The organism is Enterococcus sp. DIV0755f (assembly GCF_051713725.1).
Lineage (GTDB): Bacteria > Bacillota > Bacilli > Lactobacillales > Enterococcaceae > Enterococcus_D > Enterococcus_D casseliflavus.
Window position 1 is genome coordinate 1,478,132 of record NZ_JBIOQL010000001.1, and the last position, 20,163, is coordinate 1,498,294.

Below are 20,163 nucleotides of genomic sequence, written 5' to 3' on the forward strand. Positions count from 1 at the left end.
ATATACAATCAGACTCTTTGAAGAAAGCTTTGAAAGAGTTTTTTTGTCTTTCTTAATTTTATGAAGTTGCCCTCGTTTCTAATCGTCAGGTCTTTTAGTTAGTAGAAAGAAAAAGAGTGACAATGATTATTTTATTTGTAGTTTTTTTGAAAAAAAGACGATAAAAATCAGCTGGTTCTTACTATATCCTTAATAGCAGAGGATCAAAGTTCTTTTAAGGAGTGAATCAAAATGCTGCAAACCAGAATAAATTTCAGTGGACAAAAGAATGCTACCATGTTGACTGTGCGCTTTTTCAGCAACAAGACGAACACGATTTTAGAGAGAAATTTAATTGTGGATCAAGAGGATGATCGGCAATCGGTTCTTGACTACTTAGCAGAATCACTAGGGGAAATCAACATCTTGCAATACTCTTCGAAAAACGTTTTGTGTATCGCTGAACGTTCAAGGCTAGAAAAAGCAGGAGGCACGCATCGATTGGAACATTTTTGGGGAGATGTCATCAGTTATATCGTTGAGTGCGTGGATAAATCGGGTATTCATTATGATTTGCATGTCATTGGCAATGTTGATTCGGATGATGAAGAAATTATGCGGGCAATTAATGAGATGAGCGATGAATTGTCGATTATCAACATTTATGAATACAAAGATTGCTGGCTAAAAAGAGAAGATATTATATTACAAGCTCTTTGAAATGAACTTGATTCCTCAAAGAAGTTTGTCCAGCTAGAAAATGATTTTACTCTCCAAGTCACTTACCAATCAATGAAAGAATACGAATTTTTTCTAAGTCTATGGAAACAGCTAATTCCCAGGATCTTTTTAATGGTTTCCAACACTTTTTTGTTACAAAAGGTAAGAATCGTTTCACAAGTTTTTCTCACCCGTTCTGTTTTAAAGAAGCGGGGATTTTTCTGAAGTTTTTATTAAAATTGTCCGTTTAATGAAAAAAGAGGCTCAAATTTAAGTTTATTTTACTATAATTGGAAACTAGGATACTTTTTAAATAAGGCGGGTAAAAAATTTTGGAGTATATAGAAAAGTTGTATAGGTTTTATTTAACCAAAAAACAGGTAGATAAATTAACTATTATTAGAAATATCATTTTGGAGAAGCAGCTGTCTCTTGATAAAATATGTGAAACGATAAACAAATCTTTGTATCAGGTGAAAATCTTGATCAATGAAATCGCCGAAGATATGAGAGAGTTTACGACCTTTGACGAGTCTATTTTTTTGTTGAAAAAGAGAACTGTTTATTTGTCACGAGAATTAAACGAAGAACAAAGCCTGCATATTTTTGTGAATCTAAAGAAGAAGTATTTCTTAGAATCTCCTTATTATCGTCTATTATCCTATTTGTTAAGAAAAAGAAAGACCCGTATGGTGGACATCTCAGAAGAATTGATTTTTAGTATTTCTTATTGTTATAAATTGATCAGCTATCTGAAAAAAATGCTGGTTATCCAAAATGTCCCGATTACTATCAATAACAACACAGATTCCATTGATCTGACAGGGGCCGAGCCTTGTGTGCGGATGTACCATTATTTAGTTGAGATCATGGCTTGCAATGTTTACATCAATCAGCGCACCCGTGCAAGCGTTGAATTAGCTGCGAAAGAATATGAGCCGTTGAAAACTACAAAAGTGAAGCACGACATTATGTTTTCAATCATTGAGAATGCGGTGTTGAGGGGCTATATCGTCAATGAATTAGACGAAGCTTCCATCGCTATTTATGAGCAAATCAAGCAACTCAATGGGGAAAAGCAAGTGATCAAGCTGCTGCCGATCAGAAGTCAGCAAGATATCGAGAAAGAACAGATTTTTTATCATTTCTGGGTTTTTCTCTTCATACCTGAAACGATCTCGGATCAAGAGAAACTTCTTTTGGGGAAACAGCTGCGAAACCTCTCGGGGAATCCATTGGTCGAATTTTCTGCCGATGTTGTGGCTGTCTTGTCGCAAAAGTATGATCTTTCCAAAGCGATCGAAGCGTTTCTTACCTATGAATTAGTGATGAATACATGGGGCTGTCTTCATCTCTTTTTGGATAGTTTTGTGTCTACTGAAGATTTGTCCTCTACGAACGAACGCGTATTAGAGGTGGAGGAGCTGATTGCGACCGTCTTGCAGCGCCATTCGTTTGTAATAGAAAAAGAAGCCCTTTTCTTAAGGAAAATCGCTCAGATTACAGCATCTTATTTACCTATCCAAAAAGAGGAACCGATTCGCATTGGTATTTCTCTTTTGAACCACCCAGAATATATTCCGGTCATTAAGAACAAACTATTGAAAATTTACAATGAAAATGTGATTCACTTTAGTTCGAACTTAGGAGACTCAGACATACTGGTTTCTGATGGCGTGCTGATCCATAATGAGTCACAGAAATTTACATTTTTTGGCAATGTTCATAGTACCAAGGATTGGCACAATCTACATGTGATGATCCAGTCGATGATTTCTAATAAATATACTTGAAAAAGAGAGCGTAACGCTCTCTTTTTTTGCTTGACTATCAGGTAGCGTTGGTCGAAGTACTAGGCGAAAGAAGGAGGAGAGAAGACAAAAAAAGATATCTATAAAAGAGGGCTGCGACAGTCACCTTTTATAGATATTTTTTAAACACGTGATTAGGCAAAGCTAACGTGAGGAAGACAACGTTTTTTTGATGGAGATTTCTACCACTTCGGGCATTTGGATCACAGAGATCGTAGCAGGATCATAGGAGCCATCAGGTAATTTTTTCAAGAAGTAATTTTTGATTTCTTCCACTTCCGTCGGGCGAATATTCCGTTTTTTATTGATCAGCAAAATTTCATTGTGGTTCGGCGCTGAGGTAAAGATCACGGTCGTGTCTCCGGCAGTGTAAACCTTTACAAGTTCTGCGTCGGTATTTTCAAGTTGATTCAATACTAGTCGAGAATGGCTGTTTGTAACGTTGATTAATTTCACCAGACTCACCTCACATTCTATGTATTTATTAATAACATTATAGGTCGTTTTTTTTCAAAAGAAAAGCCAGACAACTCGGAATTACCCAATTTTTTGGCAAAACATGGTTGTCTGGCAAAACGAACGGTTTGGTCACCGTTTTGACACGTTATTGCTCATCTGTTTCCGATGGTTTTTCCTCTTCAGCAGAAGGTGTTTCTTCAGGAAGTGCAGAGGATTCGGCTGAAGTTACAACGATTTTATCGGAATCCTCCAATTGTGCTTTTAATTGACGAACTTGAGGATGCTCAAGATAATATTCAGCAATCCCGTCTTCGATTTGATCTTGGATGGTCCTGCGCAATGGGCGAGCACCCATCGTTGCGCTGTAACCTAGATCGACCAGTTTTTCTTGCACGTCTTGTGGAACATCGATATGCAATTTTTGATGACTAAGTGTTTGATTGACATCATGCAGCATAAGGGACACGATCGATAACAAGTTTTCCTTGCTAAGTGCCTTGAATTCGATGATCCCGTCAAAGCGATTGAGAAATTCTGGCGTAAAGTAATTGTTCAATTGATTTAACACAGAACGAGTGATGCCTTCACGCGCTGCGCCAAAGCCGACGTTGGCTTCAACTTTGCCAGTTCCAGCATTACTTGTCATGATGATCAAGGTATCTTTAAAGCTGACTGTACGTCCTTGGGCATCCGTCAAACGACCATCATCGAGAATTTGCAAGAACATATGCAATACATCAGGATGGGCTTTTTCCACTTCGTCTAATAAAATCAGGCTATATGGATTCCGACGAACTTTTTCAGTCAATTGACCCGCTTCTTCGTAGCCAACGTAACCAGGAGGAGAGCCAATCAGTTTGGATACACTGTGTTTTTCCATGTATTCTGACATATCGAAACGAATCATCGATTCTTCAGAACCAAACATCTCATAGGCTAATTGTTTTGCTAATTCGGTTTTCCCGACACCGGTTGGCCCGACGAATAGGAAAGAGCCGATCGGACGATTTTGTTTGCCTAAACCGACCCGATTTCTGCGGATCGCTTTGGCTACTTTATCGATCGCTTCATCTTGTCCGATAACTTTAGCTTTCAAGTCATCCGCAAGATTTTTCAATTGCGTTTGTTCTTTTTCTTTCAATTCACCAACTGGAATATTTGTCCGTTCTTCAACGATTTGTTCCATGTCTTTTTCGGTAATGACTGGCGTTTCTTCTTCGCTGATTTGGCGTTCCTTCATTTTTTGCAATTTATTGATTTGATCGCGATAGTAAGCAGCTTTTTCGAAATCTTCTTCTCGAGAGGCAGCTTGTTTTTGTTCTTCTGCTTCTTGTAATTTCTTTTCGATCGTTTTTGGATCAACGATTTGGATCGTCAAGTTTTTCTTAGAACCTGTTTCATCTAGTAGATCGATTGCTTTATCAGGCAAGAATCGGTCTTGGATGTATCGGTTAGAAAGGGTAGCGGCAGCTGCGATCGCTTCATCAGTATATTTCACATGATGATAATCTTCATAACGTGGTTGCAAACCTTTTAAGATACGGATCGTTTCTTCCACAGAAGGTTCATCCACACGTACTGGTTGCAAACGGCGTTCTAAAGCAGCATCTTTTTCGATGATGCGGTATTCATTTAACGTCGTTGCTCCGACCATTTGTAGTTCTCCACGAGCAAGAGCTGGTTTTAAGATGTTTCCAGCATCCATATTTCCGTCGCCAGCTGCACCAGCGCCAACGATTTCATGGACTTCATCAATAAACAAAATCACGTTTTCTGCTTGCTTGATTTCTTCAATCAATTTTTGGATGCGTTCTTCAAATTGTCCACGAATACCTGTGCCTTGAACAAGAGACGCAACGTCCAAACGAATGACTTCTTTATCCATCAGTTTTTGTGGTACATCACCATCAACGATTTTTTGGGCTAACCCTTCAACGACGGCAGTTTTCCCAACCCCAGGTTCACCAATAAGCACAGGGTTATTTTTTGTTCGACGATTAAGGATCTCAATCACTCGTTTGATCTCTGAATCACGACCAACGACTGGATCGACTTCGCCATCACGAGCCATTTGGGTAATATTGATACCGTATTCTCCTAACAGACCTGCAGGTGCTTGGTTATTGCGTGGAGGCTGACCGCCGACAAAACCGTTACCGCCGGTTTGCGTCGGAGGGGTTTGTTCATAAGGGCTATTTCCTTGCTGCATCTGGCGAGACATTTGACGAAATAGATCATCAATATTGCCGAATCCAAAAGGATCTTGCGCCATTGCAGCTGCAGCATTCCCAGATTGAGCTTTTAATTTTTGGTAACAACTTTGACAATAATCGAGTTGTTTTCTTTGACCATTGACACTGGCATATAAATGAATAGACGCTTCATTTTTGCCGCAATTTTGACAAAGCATAGATTCACGACCTTTCATATTTGTTCCAACACCCTTATTTTACGGCGCTTTTTTACACTTGTAAAAGAAAAGGGGCTGTGTGCATAGAAACGGTCATCTTCGAGGTAATGTGTTATTGACCTTTACTGACCATAATTCTATTATACTAACTTTTTGTCAGACTGCAAGAATTTTACTCGTAAAAATTTTTGCCGCTCTTTCATTAGCAGAAGCGTCTTTTAAATAAAAAGTAATTCCATTATAATAGAAAGAAAGAGGTGAGAATTGAGGATGGAGAACAGAGATTTTGCTTCAGAAATAACGCGTTTGCGCAATGGAGAGATCCAAGAATTGATTGTCCAACAGCCAGAATTCCTGGCGTTTAGAGATGTCTGGCTCCAGTTGGAAGATCGGTCTTCTTTTGTCGGAGAAGCGGGCTTAAATGGGAAGATCATCTACCGTTATGTGCAAGAAAATAAATAGGACATTTATTTCAATCGTTTATTTAAGAGAAAACGGTTGTCTATCGAGGAAAAAAATGGTAATCTTAACAGTTGAAAGGGCGATTTTTTTCGGGTGTCATTGCATGCATGGAAATTTTGCCTTCACACAAAAAAACGTATCATAAAGGAGATTGATCAATATGGAAAAGAAAGATTTTCACGTAGTTGCTGAGACAGGGATTCACGCACGTCCAGCTACATTATTGGTTCAAACAGCAAGCAAATTCAACTCTGATATCAACTTAGAGTACAAAGGTAAATCAGTAAACCTTAAATCAATCATGGGCGTAATGTCATTAGGCGTTGGCCAAGGTTCTGATGTAACTATCACTGCTGAAGGTGCTGACGAAGCAGATGCAATCGCTGCAATCGTAGAAACAATGAAAAAAGAAGGTTTGTCTGAATAATGGTTGAGATGCTAAAAGGAATTGCTGCTAGTGATGGTGTAGCCGTTGCGAAAGCCTACCTGTTAGTACAACCTGATTTATCTTTTTCAAAAGTATCAGTTGAAGATACTGCAGCAGAGGAAGCACGCTTAGATGATGCGTTAGCGAAGTCAACAGCGGAATTACAACAAATCCGTGACAAAGCAGCGCAAACTTTAGGTGAAGCAGAAGCACAAGTATTTGATGCTCATTTAATGGTTCTTTCAGATCCTGAGATGATTGGTCAAATCAAACAAAACGTGACAGATAACAAAGTCAATGCAGAAGCTGCGTTGAAAGAAGTTACTGACATGTATATTGGTATGTTTGAAGCAATGGATGACAATGCTTACATGCAAGAACGGGCAGCTGACATTAAAGATGTCGCAAAACGTATCTTGGCGCATTTGCTGAATGTGACTTTGCCTAATCCTTCAATGATCAACGAAGAAGTAGTCGTTGTTGCTCATGACTTGACACCAAGTGATACTGCACAATTAGACCGCAACTTTGTAAAAGCTTTTGTAACAGATATCGGTGGACGTACTTCTCATTCCGCTATCATGGCACGTTCTCTTGAAATCCCAGCAATCGTTGGAACAATGGAGATCACTGCAAAAGTGAAAGCGGGCGACATCTTAGCTGTTAACGGTATTATCGGTGACGTTATCGTCAACCCGACAGATGACCAAGCAGCTGAATTTGTTGAAGCTGGGAAAGCCTACGCAGAACAAAAAGCAGAATGGGAAAAATTGAAAGATGCTGAAACAGTTACCGCTGATGGTAAGCACTTTGAATTAGCTGCGAACATTGGAACGCCTAAAGATTTAGAAGGTGTCCACAACAATGGTGCAGAAGCAGTCGGTTTATACCGTACTGAATTCTTGTACATGGATTCTCCTGATTTCCCAACAGAAGAAGACCAATACAAAGCATACAAAGCAGTTTTAGAAGGAATGGCTGGCAAACCAGTGGTTGTCCGTACAATGGATATCGGTGGCGATAAAGAACTTCCTTACCTAAAATTGCCTCATGAAATGAATCCTTTCTTAGGCTATCGTGCATTGCGTATCAGCTTATCTGAACTTGGGGATGACATGTTCCGTACCCAACTTCGTGCGTTGTTACGTGCTTCTGCTCACGGCAACTTACGTATCATGTTCCCAATGGTGGCAACATTGAAAGAGTTCCGTACTGCGAAGAAAATGTATGAAGAAGAGCGTCAAAAATTGATTGACGAAGGCGTTGAGGTTTCTAACGAGATCCAAGTCGGAATCATGATCGAAATTCCAGCAGCTGCTGTCTTAGCAGACAAGTTTGCGAAGGAAGTTGACTTCTTCAGTATTGGTACTAATGACTTGATCCAATACACAATGGCTGCTGACCGCATGAACGAGCGCGTGTCTTACTTGTACCAACCATACAACCCATCAATTTTACGTTTGATCAAAAACGTGATCGACTCAGCGCATGCTGAAGGCAAATGGGCTGGTATGTGTGGAGAAATGGCGGGCGATCAAACTGCTGTGCCGCTTCTTGTAGGTATGGGCTTAGATGAGTTCTCAATGAGTGCAACATCTGTTCTGAAAACACGTAGCTTAATGAAACGCTTGTCAACGACTGACATGCAAGAATTAGCAAAACGTGCTTTAGAAGATTGCGATACAATGGAAGAAGTTGTTGAGCTAATCGAACAGTATGTAAACTAATCATTTCTAGGCAACAAGCAATTTTGCTTGTTGCCTTTTTTTGTTATAAGAAGCCTTCTTGTTCGATTTGACTTGCAATAGCCTGCTCGTTTTTTCAGAAAACGAACAATTTTGTCATATCTTTGTATAAAGCTATGATTCCGTAAGTTTTTCACGTATCATGATTAAATGGGGAACAAAATCTAGGACCATGGTAGGAGTATGTCTCCGATTGCCTATGGTATACTAATATCAGATATAAGCATTTCCAAGGAGGAATCATCTTTGAAAGTACTTCTTTATTTTGAAGGAGAAAAATTATTAGCTAAATCAGGTATCGGTCGAGCGTTGGCCCATCAGCAACGAGCACTGACATCTGTCGGGATTCCTTTTACTCTTGATAAAAATGATGAGGACTATGATATCCTTCATATCAACACGTATGGGATCAATAGTATGCACATGGTCAACAAAGCCAAAAGACAAGGGAAAAAAGTGATTTACCATGCCCATTCTACAGAAGAGGATTTTCGGAATTCATTTATCGGCTCAAACCAGCTTTCGCCATTATATAAAAAATATTTGATCAATCTTTATTCTAGAGCCGATCAGTTGATCACACCGACTCCTTATTCGAAAGAACTTTTGGAAGGGTATGGTATCCAAGTACCGATCGACGCAATCTCAAACGGCATCGATCTTGACAAATATCAGCCGGATCAAGAGAAAGAAAAAGCCTTTCGTGAGTATTTCAATCTCTTACCAGATCAAAAAGTCATTATATCCGTCGGTTTATTTTTTGAACGAAAAGGCATTCTTGATTTTGTAGAGATAGCTAGACAATTGCCTGAGTATACGTTTATCTGGTTTGGTCATACACCAATGATGACGATTCCTAAACAGATCCGCGACCTCGTCAATGAAGACCATCCAGAAAATGTGTTATTTCCAGGTTATATCAAAGGAGACATTATCGAAGGCGCATATTCCGCTGCCGATTTATTCTTCTTTCCTTCTTATGAAGAAACAGAAGGGATCGTAGTCCTTGAGGCGTTAGCCAGCCGCCAAAATGTGCTTGTTCGGGATATTCCTGTTTATAAAGGGTGGCTAAGTAATGGGCGCAATGCATACATGGAAAAAACTAATGAAGGATTTATTGAGAAAATCAAAGGAATCGTGGAAGGCACGTTACCACCATTGAGTGAAGCGGGTTATGAAACAGCAAAGCAAAAGAGTATTGATGAAATTGGGTTTAAATTACAAGAGGTTTATACAAAAGTGATGAATACGGAATGAAGAAACTAATGTAAAGTTTGGAGGTACCGTTTTGAAAATCGGATTTTTTACAGACACCTACTTCCCCCAGGTAAGTGGTGTGGCGACATCGATCAAGACATTGAAAGAAGAGCTTGAGAAAAAAGGCCATAAAGTGTATATCTTTACAACGACCGATCCAAATGCTGATCTGGACGAAGAAGATATCATTCGCATGCCAAGTGTCCCGTTTGTGTCCTTCAAAGATCGGCGAATCGTGGTTCGCGGCATGTTGTATGCCTATTTGATCGCCAAAGAATTAGAATTGGAATTGATCCATACCCATACAGAGTTTGGTTCTGGGATGTTGGGGAAAATGGTGGGGCGTAAATTGCAAATTCCTGTGATCCATACCTACCATACAATGTATGAAGATTACTTGCACTACATCGCAAACGGGAAAGTCTTACGACCATCTCACGTGAAATATCTTTCACGGCTATTTGCCAACCACTCGACAGGTGTTGTTTGTCCAAGTGAACGGGTCATCGATACGCTGAGAGGGTATGGTGTGGTTTCACCAATGCGGATCATCCCCACAGGGATCGAAGTTGAGAAGTTTCGCCGACCGGATATTACAACTGACATGAAAAATGAATTGCGGGAGAAATTGGGCATCACTGAGAATCAACCCATGCTGCTTTCCCTCAGTCGTATTTCTTATGAAAAAAATATCCAAGCAATCATCGACGGCATGCCAGAAATTTTAACGAAGATTCCTGATGCGCAATTAGTGATCGTTGGGAAAGGTCCGCATAAAGAAAAATTAGAAGAAAAAGTGGTGGATATGGCTTTATCTGACCATGTTCAATTTGTCGGTGAAGTGGCAAATGATAAAGTGGCGATCTATTACCATGCTGCCGATTACTTCGTCAGTGCCTCCACATCAGAAACACAAGGACTGACTTACACGGAAGCAATGGCTGCTGGAACACCGTTAGTCGTTGAAGGCAATGACTACTTAAACACCTTGATCGATGATCCGTCTTTAGGCGTCACCTATGAGAGTGATCGGGATTTCGCAAAAGCATTTATTGATTATTATGAACGAAAGATTCCTGCTGATCCCGAAGTTCTTGCTAGAAAAATGTACGAGATCTCGGCATTGCGCTTCGGTGAGTCGATGCTATCTTTCTACCATGACATGGTCGCTTATTATGAAACAGAACGCATCGAAAAAGAAACCGAGCAGACGCTAGAAAAATTCAAAGTAAAATTAAAGGCCTTTCGCCGAACGATCGATTAAACAGAAAATTTTCGCAAGTTCATGTTTTTAGCGTATACTAAAGACATGAACTTTTTTATTTTGGAGGGATCTGCATGGAATTAGGATTTATCGGTACTGGTGTCATGGGTCAAGCGATGGTTGGTCATCTCTTAGCTGCAGGACATACAGTGAATGTTTACAATCGGACGAAAGAAAAAACAGATGAACTCGTTGCGAATGGAGCAATTTGGTGTGACACCCCAACAGAAGTTGCATCAGAAAGTGAAATCATCTTTACAATGGTTGGTTATCCATCCGATGTTGAAGAGGTTTACTATGGGCCTCAAGGGATTTTTCAAACGGCTGTGACGGGCAAAACATTGGTGGATTTTACCACCAGTACACCTGATTTGGCAGAACGAATCTACCAGACAGCGAAGGAAAAAGGAGCAGCGAGTATCGATGCGCCAGTTTCTGGTGGGGATCTTGGTGCGAGAAACGCTACGCTAACGATTATGGTTGGTGGCGATGAAGAAGCTTACCAACAAGTAAAACCACTTTTTGAAGTATTAGGAAAGACGTTTCAACTTCAAGGAGGGGCAGGAAAAGGTCAGCATACGAAAATGGCCAATCAGATCATGATTGCCGGAACCATGACGGGGATGACAGAAATGCTGGTCTATGCGAATCAAGCCGGTCTTGATTTACCACGAGTGATTGACACGCTTTCTGGCGGTGGGGCAGCCAATTGGTCCATGACGAATTACAGTCCTCGTATCCTAAAAGAGGATTATTCTCCAGGCTTTTTTGTCAAACATTTCATCAAAGATTTGGGGATCGCTTTGGATGAGGCCAAGAAGATGGGATTGGATTTGCCAAGCACCGCTTTAGCTAAAAAATTGTATGATCAGTTAGCTGAAAAAGGCTTCGAAAATGACGGAACGCAGGCGCTGATTAAACTTTGGTGGCAAGATGGAAAAAAATCTTAAAATGACAAAAAAAATACGAAAAATCAATGCAAGATAGAGGATGTTTTGATACAATATAACGGACAGAAAAAGGAGGCTTACGAATGAAAAGTTCGCAATTAGTCGCTATCATCAAACGTTTAGAAGCGATGGTCGAAGCGCAAGACAATGAAGTTCAAGTACGTCGTTTTGAAAAAGAAGGCGTCGAAAAATGTACCGTTACTTATGACAATTCGACAGAAACGTTTGAATTAACGGAAGCAGAATCAAGTCAATCTTATCAATTTGATAACGTTGATATTGTAGCCATGGAAATCTATGATTTGATCCAATAAGAATGAGTGGGACGTTCGTCGTCGCTTTCTCATTTCTAAACAGCAAGCCTACTTGGGCTTGCTGTTTTTTATTTATCTGCTGCTTTTTCTTGGCGATACAAGTGATTAAGGATGATCCCTAATGGATCGAGATCTTCCGGGGCTAAAGGAAGCGCAGCGCTTGCTGGCGGGAGTGGCTGGAATGTTTCCTCGGGAGAAAGAACTTTTGTTTGGATCAACTTGCCAAAGCTAACTTGATAGTATTTGATTTGAGTCGTCTGTGATCCTGGCTCCTCTAAGTCAAGGAGAATAGAAAAAATCACTTCTGGTTCTTGAATAAACTGATTGACCCTCACGATTTCTTGGTAAAAGCTTTGTGCTAAATGGATCTCGCGCTGCAGTACACTAGCTTGCTCAAACAATAGGTGATCAATCAGGTATGCTAAGCGTTTTTTAAGGAGTGAAAAACAGTCGGTCTTCTTTCCTGCAAAAAAACAGCCGATTTCTCGCCACTTCTGTTCCAAGGGATACGCATCCATTTGAGGGAGCTGCTTACGTAAGGTCAATAGCGTCAGTTCGTTGACAGTCGGCAATTGAAAGGTTTCTGACAATAATTGAAACAATGCTGGCAATTTTTTTGTTTGCCGAAAGGGGCCATAACTGCCAATTTGGGGTATTTGAGTGATCGTGAAGGTATGATTCGTCAAGTCAACAAAGCAATAGTTGGCTGAATGGTTCATTTGTCGGTTGTAGATAGGATGAAAAGCTTGGATCAAACGACATTCAAGTAAAAGTGCATCCAATTCTGTATCTGTTTCGATCGTTTCAAAATCAACGACATTATAAACAAGTCGAAGCACCTTATTGGCATGCTGCTGATTTTTTCGGAAGTAAGAAACGACACGCTGTTTCAATGATTTGGCTTTTCCTACATACAAGACTTCGTTGTGCTGATCTTTCATTAAATAAACACCAGGCTTTTCAGGCAGTGCATTTGCTTTGTTTTTTAGAAACTCTTTGTTCGGATTCATCGATCGTTCCTCTCCTTCCTTCAAAGAGTAGCAGATGAAGCGTAAGAGAGCAACGTTTGCTGGCCTTTGACAAGAAAAAATTAGAAATAGAGTGGAAGCAACGCAATGATAAACTTTGACATTCAAAGGAAATTTCTCTATAACGGAAACGGATTATTTTGTCAACTCGCAGCTTTTAAAATCTTAGAAAATCAATTCTTAAATAAAAATGCGCTTAAAAATAAAAAAAGTTCGAAAAAATTCTTGCATTTCTCAATAACTTCCGATATAGTTTGACTATCAAATGATTTGATTATCAAAGTATTCGGATGGTGAAGGTTATGGAACCCAATTTAGAAACAGTTAATGACTACTTAGTCAGCGTCTTTAATGACATCTTAGTGATTGAAGAATCTGAATTGAAAAAATCTCAATTCAAAGACCTTTCAATTACCGAAATGCATACCATCGAAGCCATCGGGATGTACAAAAAAAAGACCACGACTGAAGTTGCCAAAGAGCTTTCGATCACTGTTGGGACTTTGACCATCGCGATCAATCGTTTGGTGAAAAAAGAATATGTAGAACGGATTCGCAGTGAAGATGATCGGCGAGTCGTCAAACTAGGTTTGACGAAAAAAGGAAAACTCCTTTATCGTGTTCATCAGCATTTTCATCGTGAGATGGTGAAAGGTGTCTTGAGTCAGATGTCTCCTGAAGAGGAACAGGCACTGTTGAAAGCACTGAAAAATCTGCATGACTTTTTACAAGATTATAAGTGAGAATAATGGATGAATATGTTTGGAAAAATTACCGCGACTGCAAGTTATGTTCCAGAAAAAATCGTAACAAATGATGATCTATCAAATTTGATGGATACTTCAGATGAATGGATCCATTCTCGCACGGGAATCAAACGAAGAAGAGTCGCTGTTGGCGAAAACACTTCAGACCTTTGTATTCGCGTCGCTCAAACGCTTTTGCAAGATGCTCAGCTTTCAGCAGAAAGTCTAGATTTTATCTTGGTAGCGACGATCACACCGGATTTCAATACACCGGCGGTTGCTTGCCAAGTCCAAGGGGCGATTGGGGCAGTCAATGCCTTTGCTTTTGATATCAGTGCAGCATGTGCTGGTTTCGTGTATGCATTGTCTATGGCTGAAAAACTGATTCGAACGGGCGCTAAAAAAGGATTGGTCATCGGTGGAGAAGTACTTTCAAAAGTCTTGGATTGGAACGACCGTTCGACGGCTGTTTTATTCGGAGATGGTGCCGGCGGTCTATTGCTGGAAGCATCTTCAGAGCAGCATTTGCTCAAAGAGTCTTTAAAAGCAGATGGGACGCGAGGCATGTCCTTAACATCTGGTTTTCGCACGAATGAGAATCCTTTTTCACAAAACGCTCCGGCGTATAGTGCTTGTATGCAAATGATTGGACGAGAAATCTTTGATTTTGCGACGCGTGATGTGGTCGCCTCGATCAATGATCTGACACAAGATGAAGCAATCGATTATTTTTTGCTTCACCAAGCAAATTCACGTATTTTAGACAAAGTTGCTCGCAAGCTGAAGCAGCCCCGTGAGAAATTTTTGCAAAATATGCAAGATTATGGCAATACTTCGGCAGCCTCGATTCCGTTATTGCTAGATGAAGAAATCAAACGAGGTACACTGTCACTTGGCAGTGGTCAAAAAGTGGTGTTCTCAGGTTTTGGCGGCGGATTGACATGGGGAACTATGTTAGCCACCTTATAACTTGTTCACGAAACAAAATTACTATTGAAAAACACATTGGAGGAATATACACATGGTATTCGAAAAAATTCAAGAAATCGTAGCAGAAGAATTAGGAAAAGAAAAAGAAGAAATCAAATTGAACACAAACATCCAAGAAGATTTAGAAGCAGACAGCTTGGATCTTTTCCAAATCATTAACGAGATCGAAGATGAATTCGATGTGAAGATCGAAACAGAAGATGGTATCACAACCGTTGAAGATCTAGTTAAATATGTAGAAAAACAACAAGCATAAAACAAAGGCTAGGCAGACAGCCTAGCCTTTCCTTTTTAAGAACGTGTTTTTGCTGATTCATAGACGAACTGCAAGAAGCCATGTTCTCCAACGACAACGATCAAAGTAATGAAGGAGTGCAAGATGAAGACAGCCTTTTTATTTAGCGGTCAAGGCGCACAGTACCCCCAAATGGGAGAAGAGCTCTATCACCAAGAAGCAATCGTTCGTGAGACGTTTGAACAAGCCAGCACCATTCTAGGATATGATATGGCCGAGCTATGCTTTACTGAAAACGAACGTTTAAACCAGACGGAATATACGCAGCCTGCCATCTTAACGGTAAGTACGGCTTTTTGGCGACTTTTGGATGCGCAAGGAATCAAAGCAGATGCTGTTGCTGGCTTGAGTTTAGGCGAATATACAGCCTTAGTCGCTAGTGGTGCGCTTGATTTCCAGACAGCAGTCGCATTGGTGCAAAAGCGCGGTCGGTATATGGCAAGTGCGGCGCCAGCAGGTATTGGGAAAATGGTCGCTGTGATGAACACACCCGCTGAAACGATTGAAGAAATCTGTAAAGAAGCAAGTCAAGTGGGGATCGTGACACCAGCGAATTACAATACGCCGCAGCAGATCGTCATTGGCGGTGAAGCGCCGGCAGTGGATAAAGCGGTGGAATTGTTACAAGCTGCTGGAACCAAACGGGTGATTCCTTTAAATGTCAGCGGTCCTTTCCATACTGCTTTGTTGGAACCCGCATCGCAGCAATTAGCACAGGAATTAGCTCAAATCACCTTTGATGAGTTGCAAGTACCTGTCATCAGCAATACAACCGCGCAGCCAATGCAGCAAGACCAAATCAAGGAACTGTTGACGCTGCAAGTGAAATCGCCAGTGCGTTTTTACGAAAGCATTGCGACACTGAAGCAGCTTGGCATCCAACAAGTCATCGAGATCGGACCAGGAAAAGTATTGAGCGGTTTTATGAAGAAAATAGACAAAGAAATCCAGACTGCGCGTGTAGAAGATAGCCAAACGTTGGCAGATACACTAGCCCGATTCAACTAGGAGGAATTTATGGATCTGCAAAATAGAAACGTCTTTGTAACTGGTAGCTCGCGAGGGATCGGTTTTACCATCGCGGAAGCCTTTGCCAAAGAAGGAGCGAATATCGTTTTAAATGGACGAAAAGAAATTCCCCAGTCACTGATCGATCGCATCACCAGCTACGGCGTGAAATGTGTAGCGATCAATGGGGACATTTCTGATTTTGATCAAGCGGCAGCCATGCTTTTAGAAGCAGAAGCGGCAGTCGGACCGATCCACATTTTAGTCAATAATGCCGGGATCACGAATGACAAATTATTGTTGAGAATGAAACCCGAAGATTTTGATTCAGTGATCAAAATCAATTTGACTGGTACCTTCAATATGACGCAGCACGCGTTGAAAAAAATGATGAAGCTGCGAGAAGGTCGCATCATCAATTTGACGAGTGTGGTCGGCTTGACGGGAAATATCGGGCAAGCCAACTATGCGGCAAGTAAAGCTGGCGTGATCGGTTTTACGAAATCTGCCGCTCGTGAAGGTGCCGCTCGGGGGATCACCTGCAATGCGATCGCCCCAGGATTTATCGAAACAGAGATGACTGAAGTGCTGTCGGATAAAGTCAAAGAACAATCATTGGCAAATATTCCATTACAGCGTTTTGGTTCCACACAGGATGTTGCGCAAACAGCAGTCTTTTTAGCAAAAAGCCCCTACATCACTGGTCAGGTGATCAGTGTAGACGGCGGGATGGCAATGCAAGGGTAGGAGGAAGAATAGATGAATCGAGTAGTAGTTACAGGATACGGCGTCACTTCTCCAATCGGAAATGACCCAGAAACATTTTTAGCAAGTTTACAAAACGGGACCAACGGCATCGGCCCGATTACAAAATTTGACGCAGAAGCAACAGGGATCTCAGTTGCCGCTGAAGTCAAAGATTTTCCGTTAGAAAAGTACTTCGTTAAAAAAGATACGAAGCGGATGGATCTTTTTTCCATTTATGGAATTTATGCGGCGTTAGAAGCGATGGAAATGGCGAAGTTAGATACAGAAACCATTGATGTGGATCGTTTTGGCGTGATGGTTGGTTCAGGGATCGGCGGCTTGCCAACGATTCAAGACCAAGTAATTCGGATGCATGACAAAGGAGCAAATCGGGTATCACCAATGTTCGTACCGATGTCGATCGTAAATATGGTTGCCGGCAACATTGCATTACGGGTAGGTGCGAAAGGCATTTGTACGACGACTGTTTCCGCCTGTGCTTCTGGTACCCATTCAATCGGTGAAGCTTTTCGGAACATCAAGCATGGCTATGCAGATGTTATGATCGCTGGTGGTTCAGAAGCGACGATCTGTGAAATCGGTATTGCTGGTTTTGCGTCTCTGACGGCGTTAACCACTGAATCAGACCCTGACAAAGCTTCCGTTCCGTTTGATAAAAATCGTAGTGGGTTTGTCATGGGTGAAGGCGCTGGCGTCTTCATTTTAGAATCATTGGCGCATGCGCAAAAACGTGGGGCAACGATTTTAGGTGAAGTCGTAGGGTACGGTGCGAACTGTGATGCCTACCATATGACTGCGCCAAATCCTGATGGATCAGGTGCCGGAAAAGCAATGAATTTGGCGATGCAAGAAGCATCGATCACCCCGGCTGAAGTTGGCTACATCAATGCCCACGGTACAAGCACGCCTGCCAATGACAGTGCAGAAGCGACATCGATCCAATACGGTTTGGGCGAAGACTATAAAAAACCATATGTTAGCAGTACAAAGTCAATGACTGGTCATTTGCTTGGGGCGGCTGGCGGAATCGAAGCCATTGCTTCACTATTAGCATTACAACATCAATTTATTCCACCAACCATCAACGTGACAGAACAAGATCCTGAGATCGACTTGAACGTTGTTATCAATCAAAGCCAACCAGCAGAATTGACCTATGCCATGAGTAATTCACTTGGGTTTGGCGGTCATAATGCAGTGATCTTGTTGAAACGTTGGGAGGAAGCGTAATTGGAAACACATGAGGTAAAAGAGCTGCTCAGCCAATTCGATCAATCGACGTTAACTGAGCTTCAATTAAAAAAAGAGACATTTGAACTTTATTTTAATAAAAATACGACAAGTGGGCTACAAAGTGCATCCTCTGCACCTGCATCTGCTCCTGCAGCGAATGCTGCGCCAACTCCTGTTGCACCAACGCCTGCTGTCTCAGCAACACCGGACACAGTAGAAACGGCAAAACCTGTCTTAGAGGGCAAAGAAGTTGTCTCTCCATTAGTGGGTGTCGTTTATTTGAAACCAAGTCCTGATAAAGACAACTTCAAACAAATCGGCGATCACGTGAAAAAAGGTGATATTCTCTGTATCGTTGAAGCGATGAAAGTCATGAATGAAATCGTCAGTGACGTCGATGGCGAATTAGTTGAAGTCTTGGTTGAAAGCGAACAAATCGTTGAATACAATCAACCATTATTCCGTGTGAAAGAAGGGTAAAGCAATGAGCGCATTAACGATTCAAGAAATCAAAGAAATCATCCCTCATCGTTATCCGATGCTTTTAGTGGATCGGGTAGAGGAGTTAGAAGAAGGCAAACGGGTCGTTGCGAAGAAAAACGTTACTATCAATGAGCCGTTTTTCCAAGGTCATTTTCCCCATGAACCAGTGATGCCCGGAGTATTGATCGTGGAAGCAATGGCGCAAGCAGGTGCTGTGGCATTGCTATCATTGGAAGATTTTCGTGGGAAAACTGCCTATTTTGGCGGTTTAGACAAGGCGAAATTCAGAAAAAAAGTAACACCAGGCGATACCTTGATCTTAGAAGTAGAAATAATCAAAGTGAAATCTGCAGCTGGCATCGGCAAAGGAATTGCCTATGTTGATGGGAAAAAAGTGGCGGAAGCAGAATTGACTTTCATGATTGGATAGGTGAGACATGTTTTCTAAAGTATTGATCGCAAACCGTGGCGAAATCGCCGTACGTATCATTCGCGCTTGTCGCGAATTAGGTATTCAAACGGTCGCCGTTTATTCAGAAGCAGATAAAGAAGCGTTGCATACAGAGCTTGCCGATGAAGCGATTTGTATCGGACCTGCCAAAGCAGCCGACTCTTATTTGAATGTACAGCAGATCCTAAGCGCTGCGATCGTCACAAAGGCTGAGGCGATCCATCCTGGATTTGGCTTCCTTTCAGAGAATAGCCGCTTTGCTGCGATGTGCGAGGAATGCAATATCGTCTTTATTGGGCCAAAGAGTGAGACTATCGATGCAATGGGAAACAAAATCAATGCAAGACGCTTGATGATCGAAGCAGAAGTACCGGTCATTCCCGGAAGCAAAGGCGCGATTTCTGATGTGGAAGAAGCTTTAACAATCGCTGAAGAGATTGGTTACCCAGTCATGCTCAAAGCTGCGGCCGGCGGTGGCGGTAAAGGGATACGGAAAGTCGCAGATAAAGAAGCATTGCCTCATCATTTTGCTTCGGCGCAGCAAGAAGCGAAAGCGGCATTTGGCAACGATGAAATGTACATTGAAAAAATCATTTATCCTGCTCGACACATAGAAGTGCAAGTGTTAGGTGATTCTTTTGGTAATATTATCCACCTTGGTGAACGCGATTGCTCGCTACAACGCAACAACCAAAAAGTGTTGGAAGAATCCCCTTCTGTGGTGATTTCTGAAAGCAAGCGAGCAGAACTAGGAGAAGCAGCGGTACGTGCCGCACAAGCGGTAGGGTATCGTAATGCTGGCACGATCGAGTTTTTAATGGCGGACACTGGGGAGTTTTATTTCATGGAAATGAACACTCGAATTCAAGTGGAACACCCGATCACCGAAATGGTGACAAACATTGATCTAGTCAAAAAACAACTTGAAGTCGCTAGTGGCGAACCGCTAGGCTTGACGCAAGCAGACATCAAGATGACGGGCGCGGCGATCGAATGTCGGATCAATGCAGAAAATCCAGCCTTCAATTTTGCACCGTCACCAGGCAAGATCAACAATTTGTTTTTACCAAGTGGCGGCCTAGGCGTTCGTGTAGACAGTGCCATGTATTCTGGCTACACGATTCCACCTTATTATGATTCTATGATCGCTAAAGTGATCGTTCACGGCGAGAACCGTTTCGAAGCGTTGATGAAGATGCAGCGGGCGTTAGCCGAATTAGTGACCGATGGTGTCATTACAAATGCAGAATTCCAAATGGACTTGATCAGTCACCCGAAAGTGATTGCGGGAGACTATACAACCGCCTTTTTACAAGAGGAATTTCTGCCAAATTGGACACCTGAACAATAGGAGGGAAGATGA

The 20,163-nt window shown here is 41.6% G+C and carries 21 protein-coding genes; 18 read left to right on the forward strand and 3 right to left on the reverse strand.

Going from position 1 to position 20,163, the window contains the following annotated elements; genetic code table 11:
• Positions 1-231: 231 nt before the first annotated feature.
• Positions 232-699, forward strand: coding sequence for a hypothetical protein (locus IGI73_RS06635; protein WP_015509564.1), 468 nt, complete (start codon positions 232-234; stop codon positions 697-699).
• A gap of 473 nt (positions 700-1,172) precedes the next feature.
• Positions 1,173-2,492 carry a helix-turn-helix domain-containing protein gene (locus IGI73_RS06640; RefSeq protein ID WP_225582179.1) on the forward strand — a complete coding sequence of 440 codons (1,320 nt, stop codon included), beginning with the start codon at positions 1,173-1,175 and terminating at the stop codon, positions 2,490-2,492.
• A gap of 162 nt (positions 2,493-2,654) precedes the next feature.
• Here IGI73_RS06640 and IGI73_RS06645 read toward each other — a convergent pair whose 3' ends face one another.
• Positions 2,655-2,966, reverse strand: a complete 312-nt coding sequence (locus tag IGI73_RS06645; protein WP_005225878.1) for a DUF1827 family protein — start codon at positions 2,964-2,966, stop codon at positions 2,655-2,657.
• 148 nt (positions 2,967-3,114) lie between these two features.
• Positions 3,115-5,379, reverse strand: a complete 2,265-nt coding sequence (locus tag IGI73_RS06650; RefSeq protein WP_284591371.1) for an ATP-dependent Clp protease ATP-binding subunit — start codon at positions 5,377-5,379, stop codon at positions 3,115-3,117.
• Positions 5,380-5,649: 270 nt separating this feature from the next.
• Here IGI73_RS06650 and IGI73_RS06655 point away from each other — a divergent pair, with 270 nt between their 5' ends.
• From IGI73_RS06655 to IGI73_RS06685, 7 genes are all read left to right on the forward strand, one after another.
• Entirely contained in the window at positions 5,650-5,841 is a 192-nt protein-coding gene (locus IGI73_RS06655) for a hypothetical protein (protein ID WP_005225880.1), read from the forward strand.
• Positions 5,842-6,001: 160 nt separating this feature from the next.
• Positions 6,002-6,268, forward strand: coding sequence for a phosphocarrier protein HPr (locus IGI73_RS06660; RefSeq protein WP_003126335.1), 267 nt, complete (start codon positions 6,002-6,004; stop codon positions 6,266-6,268).
• The gene (gene ptsP, locus IGI73_RS06665; protein WP_005225882.1) at positions 6,268-7,995 is read left to right on the forward strand and encodes a phosphoenolpyruvate--protein phosphotransferase; all 1,728 of its coding nucleotides are present in this window, start codon (positions 6,268-6,270) and stop codon (positions 7,993-7,995) included. Before IGI73_RS06660 ends, ptsP begins: the two co-directional genes overlap by 1 nt.
• 264 nt (positions 7,996-8,259) lie before the next feature.
• Entirely contained in the window at positions 8,260-9,270 is a 1,011-nt protein-coding gene (locus IGI73_RS06670) for a glycosyltransferase (protein WP_428206319.1), read from the forward strand.
• A gap of 31 nt (positions 9,271-9,301) precedes the next feature.
• A complete protein-coding gene (locus tag IGI73_RS06675; protein ID WP_428206318.1) occupies positions 9,302-10,534 on the forward strand; it encodes a glycosyltransferase family 4 protein in 1,233 nt (410 codons plus the stop codon).
• Positions 10,535-10,608: 74 nt separating this feature from the next.
• Complete coding sequence (locus IGI73_RS06680) at positions 10,609-11,484, forward strand: NAD(P)-dependent oxidoreductase (protein ID WP_010748078.1); 876 nt, start codon at positions 10,609-10,611, stop codon at positions 11,482-11,484.
• Between the two features lie 83 nt (positions 11,485-11,567).
• The gene (locus tag IGI73_RS06685) at positions 11,568-11,798 is read left to right on the forward strand and encodes a YkuJ family protein (RefSeq protein WP_005225886.1); all 231 of its coding nucleotides are present in this window, start codon (positions 11,568-11,570) and stop codon (positions 11,796-11,798) included.
• Between the two features lie 68 nt (positions 11,799-11,866).
• On the opposite strand, the gene IGI73_RS06690 is transcribed toward IGI73_RS06685, so the two are convergent.
• Complete coding sequence (locus IGI73_RS06690; RefSeq protein ID WP_428206317.1) at positions 11,867-12,808, reverse strand: GIY-YIG nuclease family protein; 942 nt, start codon at positions 12,806-12,808, stop codon at positions 11,867-11,869.
• A 320-nt stretch (positions 12,809-13,128) separates the two neighbouring features.
• Between IGI73_RS06690 and fabT the strand changes: the two genes are divergently transcribed.
• From fabT to IGI73_RS06735, 9 genes are all read left to right on the forward strand, one after another.
• Positions 13,129-13,569 carry a fatty acid biosynthesis transcriptional regulator FabT gene (fabT, locus tag IGI73_RS06695; protein ID WP_008378199.1) on the forward strand — a complete coding sequence of 147 codons (441 nt, stop codon included), beginning with the start codon at positions 13,129-13,131 and terminating at the stop codon, positions 13,567-13,569.
• A gap of 9 nt (positions 13,570-13,578) precedes the next feature.
• Positions 13,579-14,541 carry a beta-ketoacyl-ACP synthase III gene (locus tag IGI73_RS06700; RefSeq protein ID WP_005225889.1) on the forward strand — a complete coding sequence of 321 codons (963 nt, stop codon included), beginning with the start codon at positions 13,579-13,581 and terminating at the stop codon, positions 14,539-14,541.
• 52 nt (positions 14,542-14,593) lie between these two features.
• Positions 14,594-14,818 carry an acyl carrier protein gene (locus tag IGI73_RS06705; protein WP_005225890.1) on the forward strand — a complete coding sequence of 75 codons (225 nt, stop codon included), beginning with the start codon at positions 14,594-14,596 and terminating at the stop codon, positions 14,816-14,818.
• Between the two features lie 123 nt (positions 14,819-14,941).
• Entirely contained in the window at positions 14,942-15,865 is a 924-nt protein-coding gene (gene fabD, locus IGI73_RS06710) for an ACP S-malonyltransferase (RefSeq protein ID WP_074536437.1), read from the forward strand.
• Between the two features lie 9 nt (positions 15,866-15,874).
• Positions 15,875-16,612, forward strand: a complete 738-nt coding sequence (fabG, locus tag IGI73_RS06715; RefSeq protein ID WP_008378189.1) for a 3-oxoacyl-[acyl-carrier-protein] reductase — start codon at positions 15,875-15,877, stop codon at positions 16,610-16,612.
• Between the two features lie 12 nt (positions 16,613-16,624).
• The gene (gene fabF, locus IGI73_RS06720; protein ID WP_438759166.1) at positions 16,625-17,863 is read left to right on the forward strand and encodes a beta-ketoacyl-ACP synthase II; all 1,239 of its coding nucleotides are present in this window, start codon (positions 16,625-16,627) and stop codon (positions 17,861-17,863) included.
• A complete protein-coding gene (accB, locus tag IGI73_RS06725; protein ID WP_016610184.1) occupies positions 17,864-18,346 on the forward strand; it encodes an acetyl-CoA carboxylase biotin carboxyl carrier protein in 483 nt (160 codons plus the stop codon). It begins immediately after the preceding gene.
• A gap of 4 nt (positions 18,347-18,350) precedes the next feature.
• Positions 18,351-18,779 (forward strand): 3-hydroxyacyl-ACP dehydratase FabZ, encoded by a 429-nt coding sequence (fabZ, locus tag IGI73_RS06730; protein ID WP_005225895.1) that lies wholly within the window; start codon positions 18,351-18,353, stop codon positions 18,777-18,779.
• A gap of 7 nt (positions 18,780-18,786) precedes the next feature.
• Entirely contained in the window at positions 18,787-20,151 is a 1,365-nt protein-coding gene (locus IGI73_RS06735) for an acetyl-CoA carboxylase biotin carboxylase subunit (protein WP_005225896.1), read from the forward strand.
• The last annotated feature ends 12 nt before the right edge of the window (positions 20,152-20,163 follow it).

Bases quoted from the DNA above. Each gene is read 5' to 3' on its own strand.
- IGI73_RS06635 (WP_015509564.1), top strand. From the start codon at position 232: ATGCTGCAAACCAGAATAAATTTCAGTGGACAAAAGAATGCTACCATG.
- IGI73_RS06650 (WP_284591371.1), bottom strand. From the start codon at position 5,379: ATGCTTTGTCAAAATTGCGGCAAAAATGAAGCGTCTATTCATTTATAT.
- IGI73_RS06655 (WP_005225880.1), top strand. From the start codon at position 5,650: ATGGAGAACAGAGATTTTGCTTCAGAAATAACGCGTTTGCGCAATGGA.
- IGI73_RS06660 (WP_003126335.1), top strand. From the start codon at position 6,002: ATGGAAAAGAAAGATTTTCACGTAGTTGCTGAGACAGGGATTCACGCA.
- ptsP (WP_005225882.1), top strand. From the start codon at position 6,268: ATGGTTGAGATGCTAAAAGGAATTGCTGCTAGTGATGGTGTAGCCGTT.
- IGI73_RS06680 (WP_010748078.1), top strand. From the start codon at position 10,609: ATGGAATTAGGATTTATCGGTACTGGTGTCATGGGTCAAGCGATGGTT.
- IGI73_RS06685 (WP_005225886.1), top strand. From the start codon at position 11,568: ATGAAAAGTTCGCAATTAGTCGCTATCATCAAACGTTTAGAAGCGATG.
- IGI73_RS06690 (WP_428206317.1), bottom strand. From the start codon at position 12,808: ATGAATCCGAACAAAGAGTTTCTAAAAAACAAAGCAAATGCACTGCCT.
- fabT (WP_008378199.1), top strand. From the start codon at position 13,129: ATGGAACCCAATTTAGAAACAGTTAATGACTACTTAGTCAGCGTCTTT.
- IGI73_RS06700 (WP_005225889.1), top strand. From the start codon at position 13,579: ATGAATATGTTTGGAAAAATTACCGCGACTGCAAGTTATGTTCCAGAA.
- IGI73_RS06705 (WP_005225890.1), top strand. From the start codon at position 14,594: ATGGTATTCGAAAAAATTCAAGAAATCGTAGCAGAAGAATTAGGAAAA.
- fabD (WP_074536437.1), top strand. From the start codon at position 14,942: ATGAAGACAGCCTTTTTATTTAGCGGTCAAGGCGCACAGTACCCCCAA.
- fabG (WP_008378189.1), top strand. From the start codon at position 15,875: ATGGATCTGCAAAATAGAAACGTCTTTGTAACTGGTAGCTCGCGAGGG.
- fabF (WP_438759166.1), top strand. From the start codon at position 16,625: ATGAATCGAGTAGTAGTTACAGGATACGGCGTCACTTCTCCAATCGGA.
- fabZ (WP_005225895.1), top strand. From the start codon at position 18,351: ATGAGCGCATTAACGATTCAAGAAATCAAAGAAATCATCCCTCATCGT.
- IGI73_RS06735 (WP_005225896.1), top strand. From the start codon at position 18,787: ATGTTTTCTAAAGTATTGATCGCAAACCGTGGCGAAATCGCCGTACGT.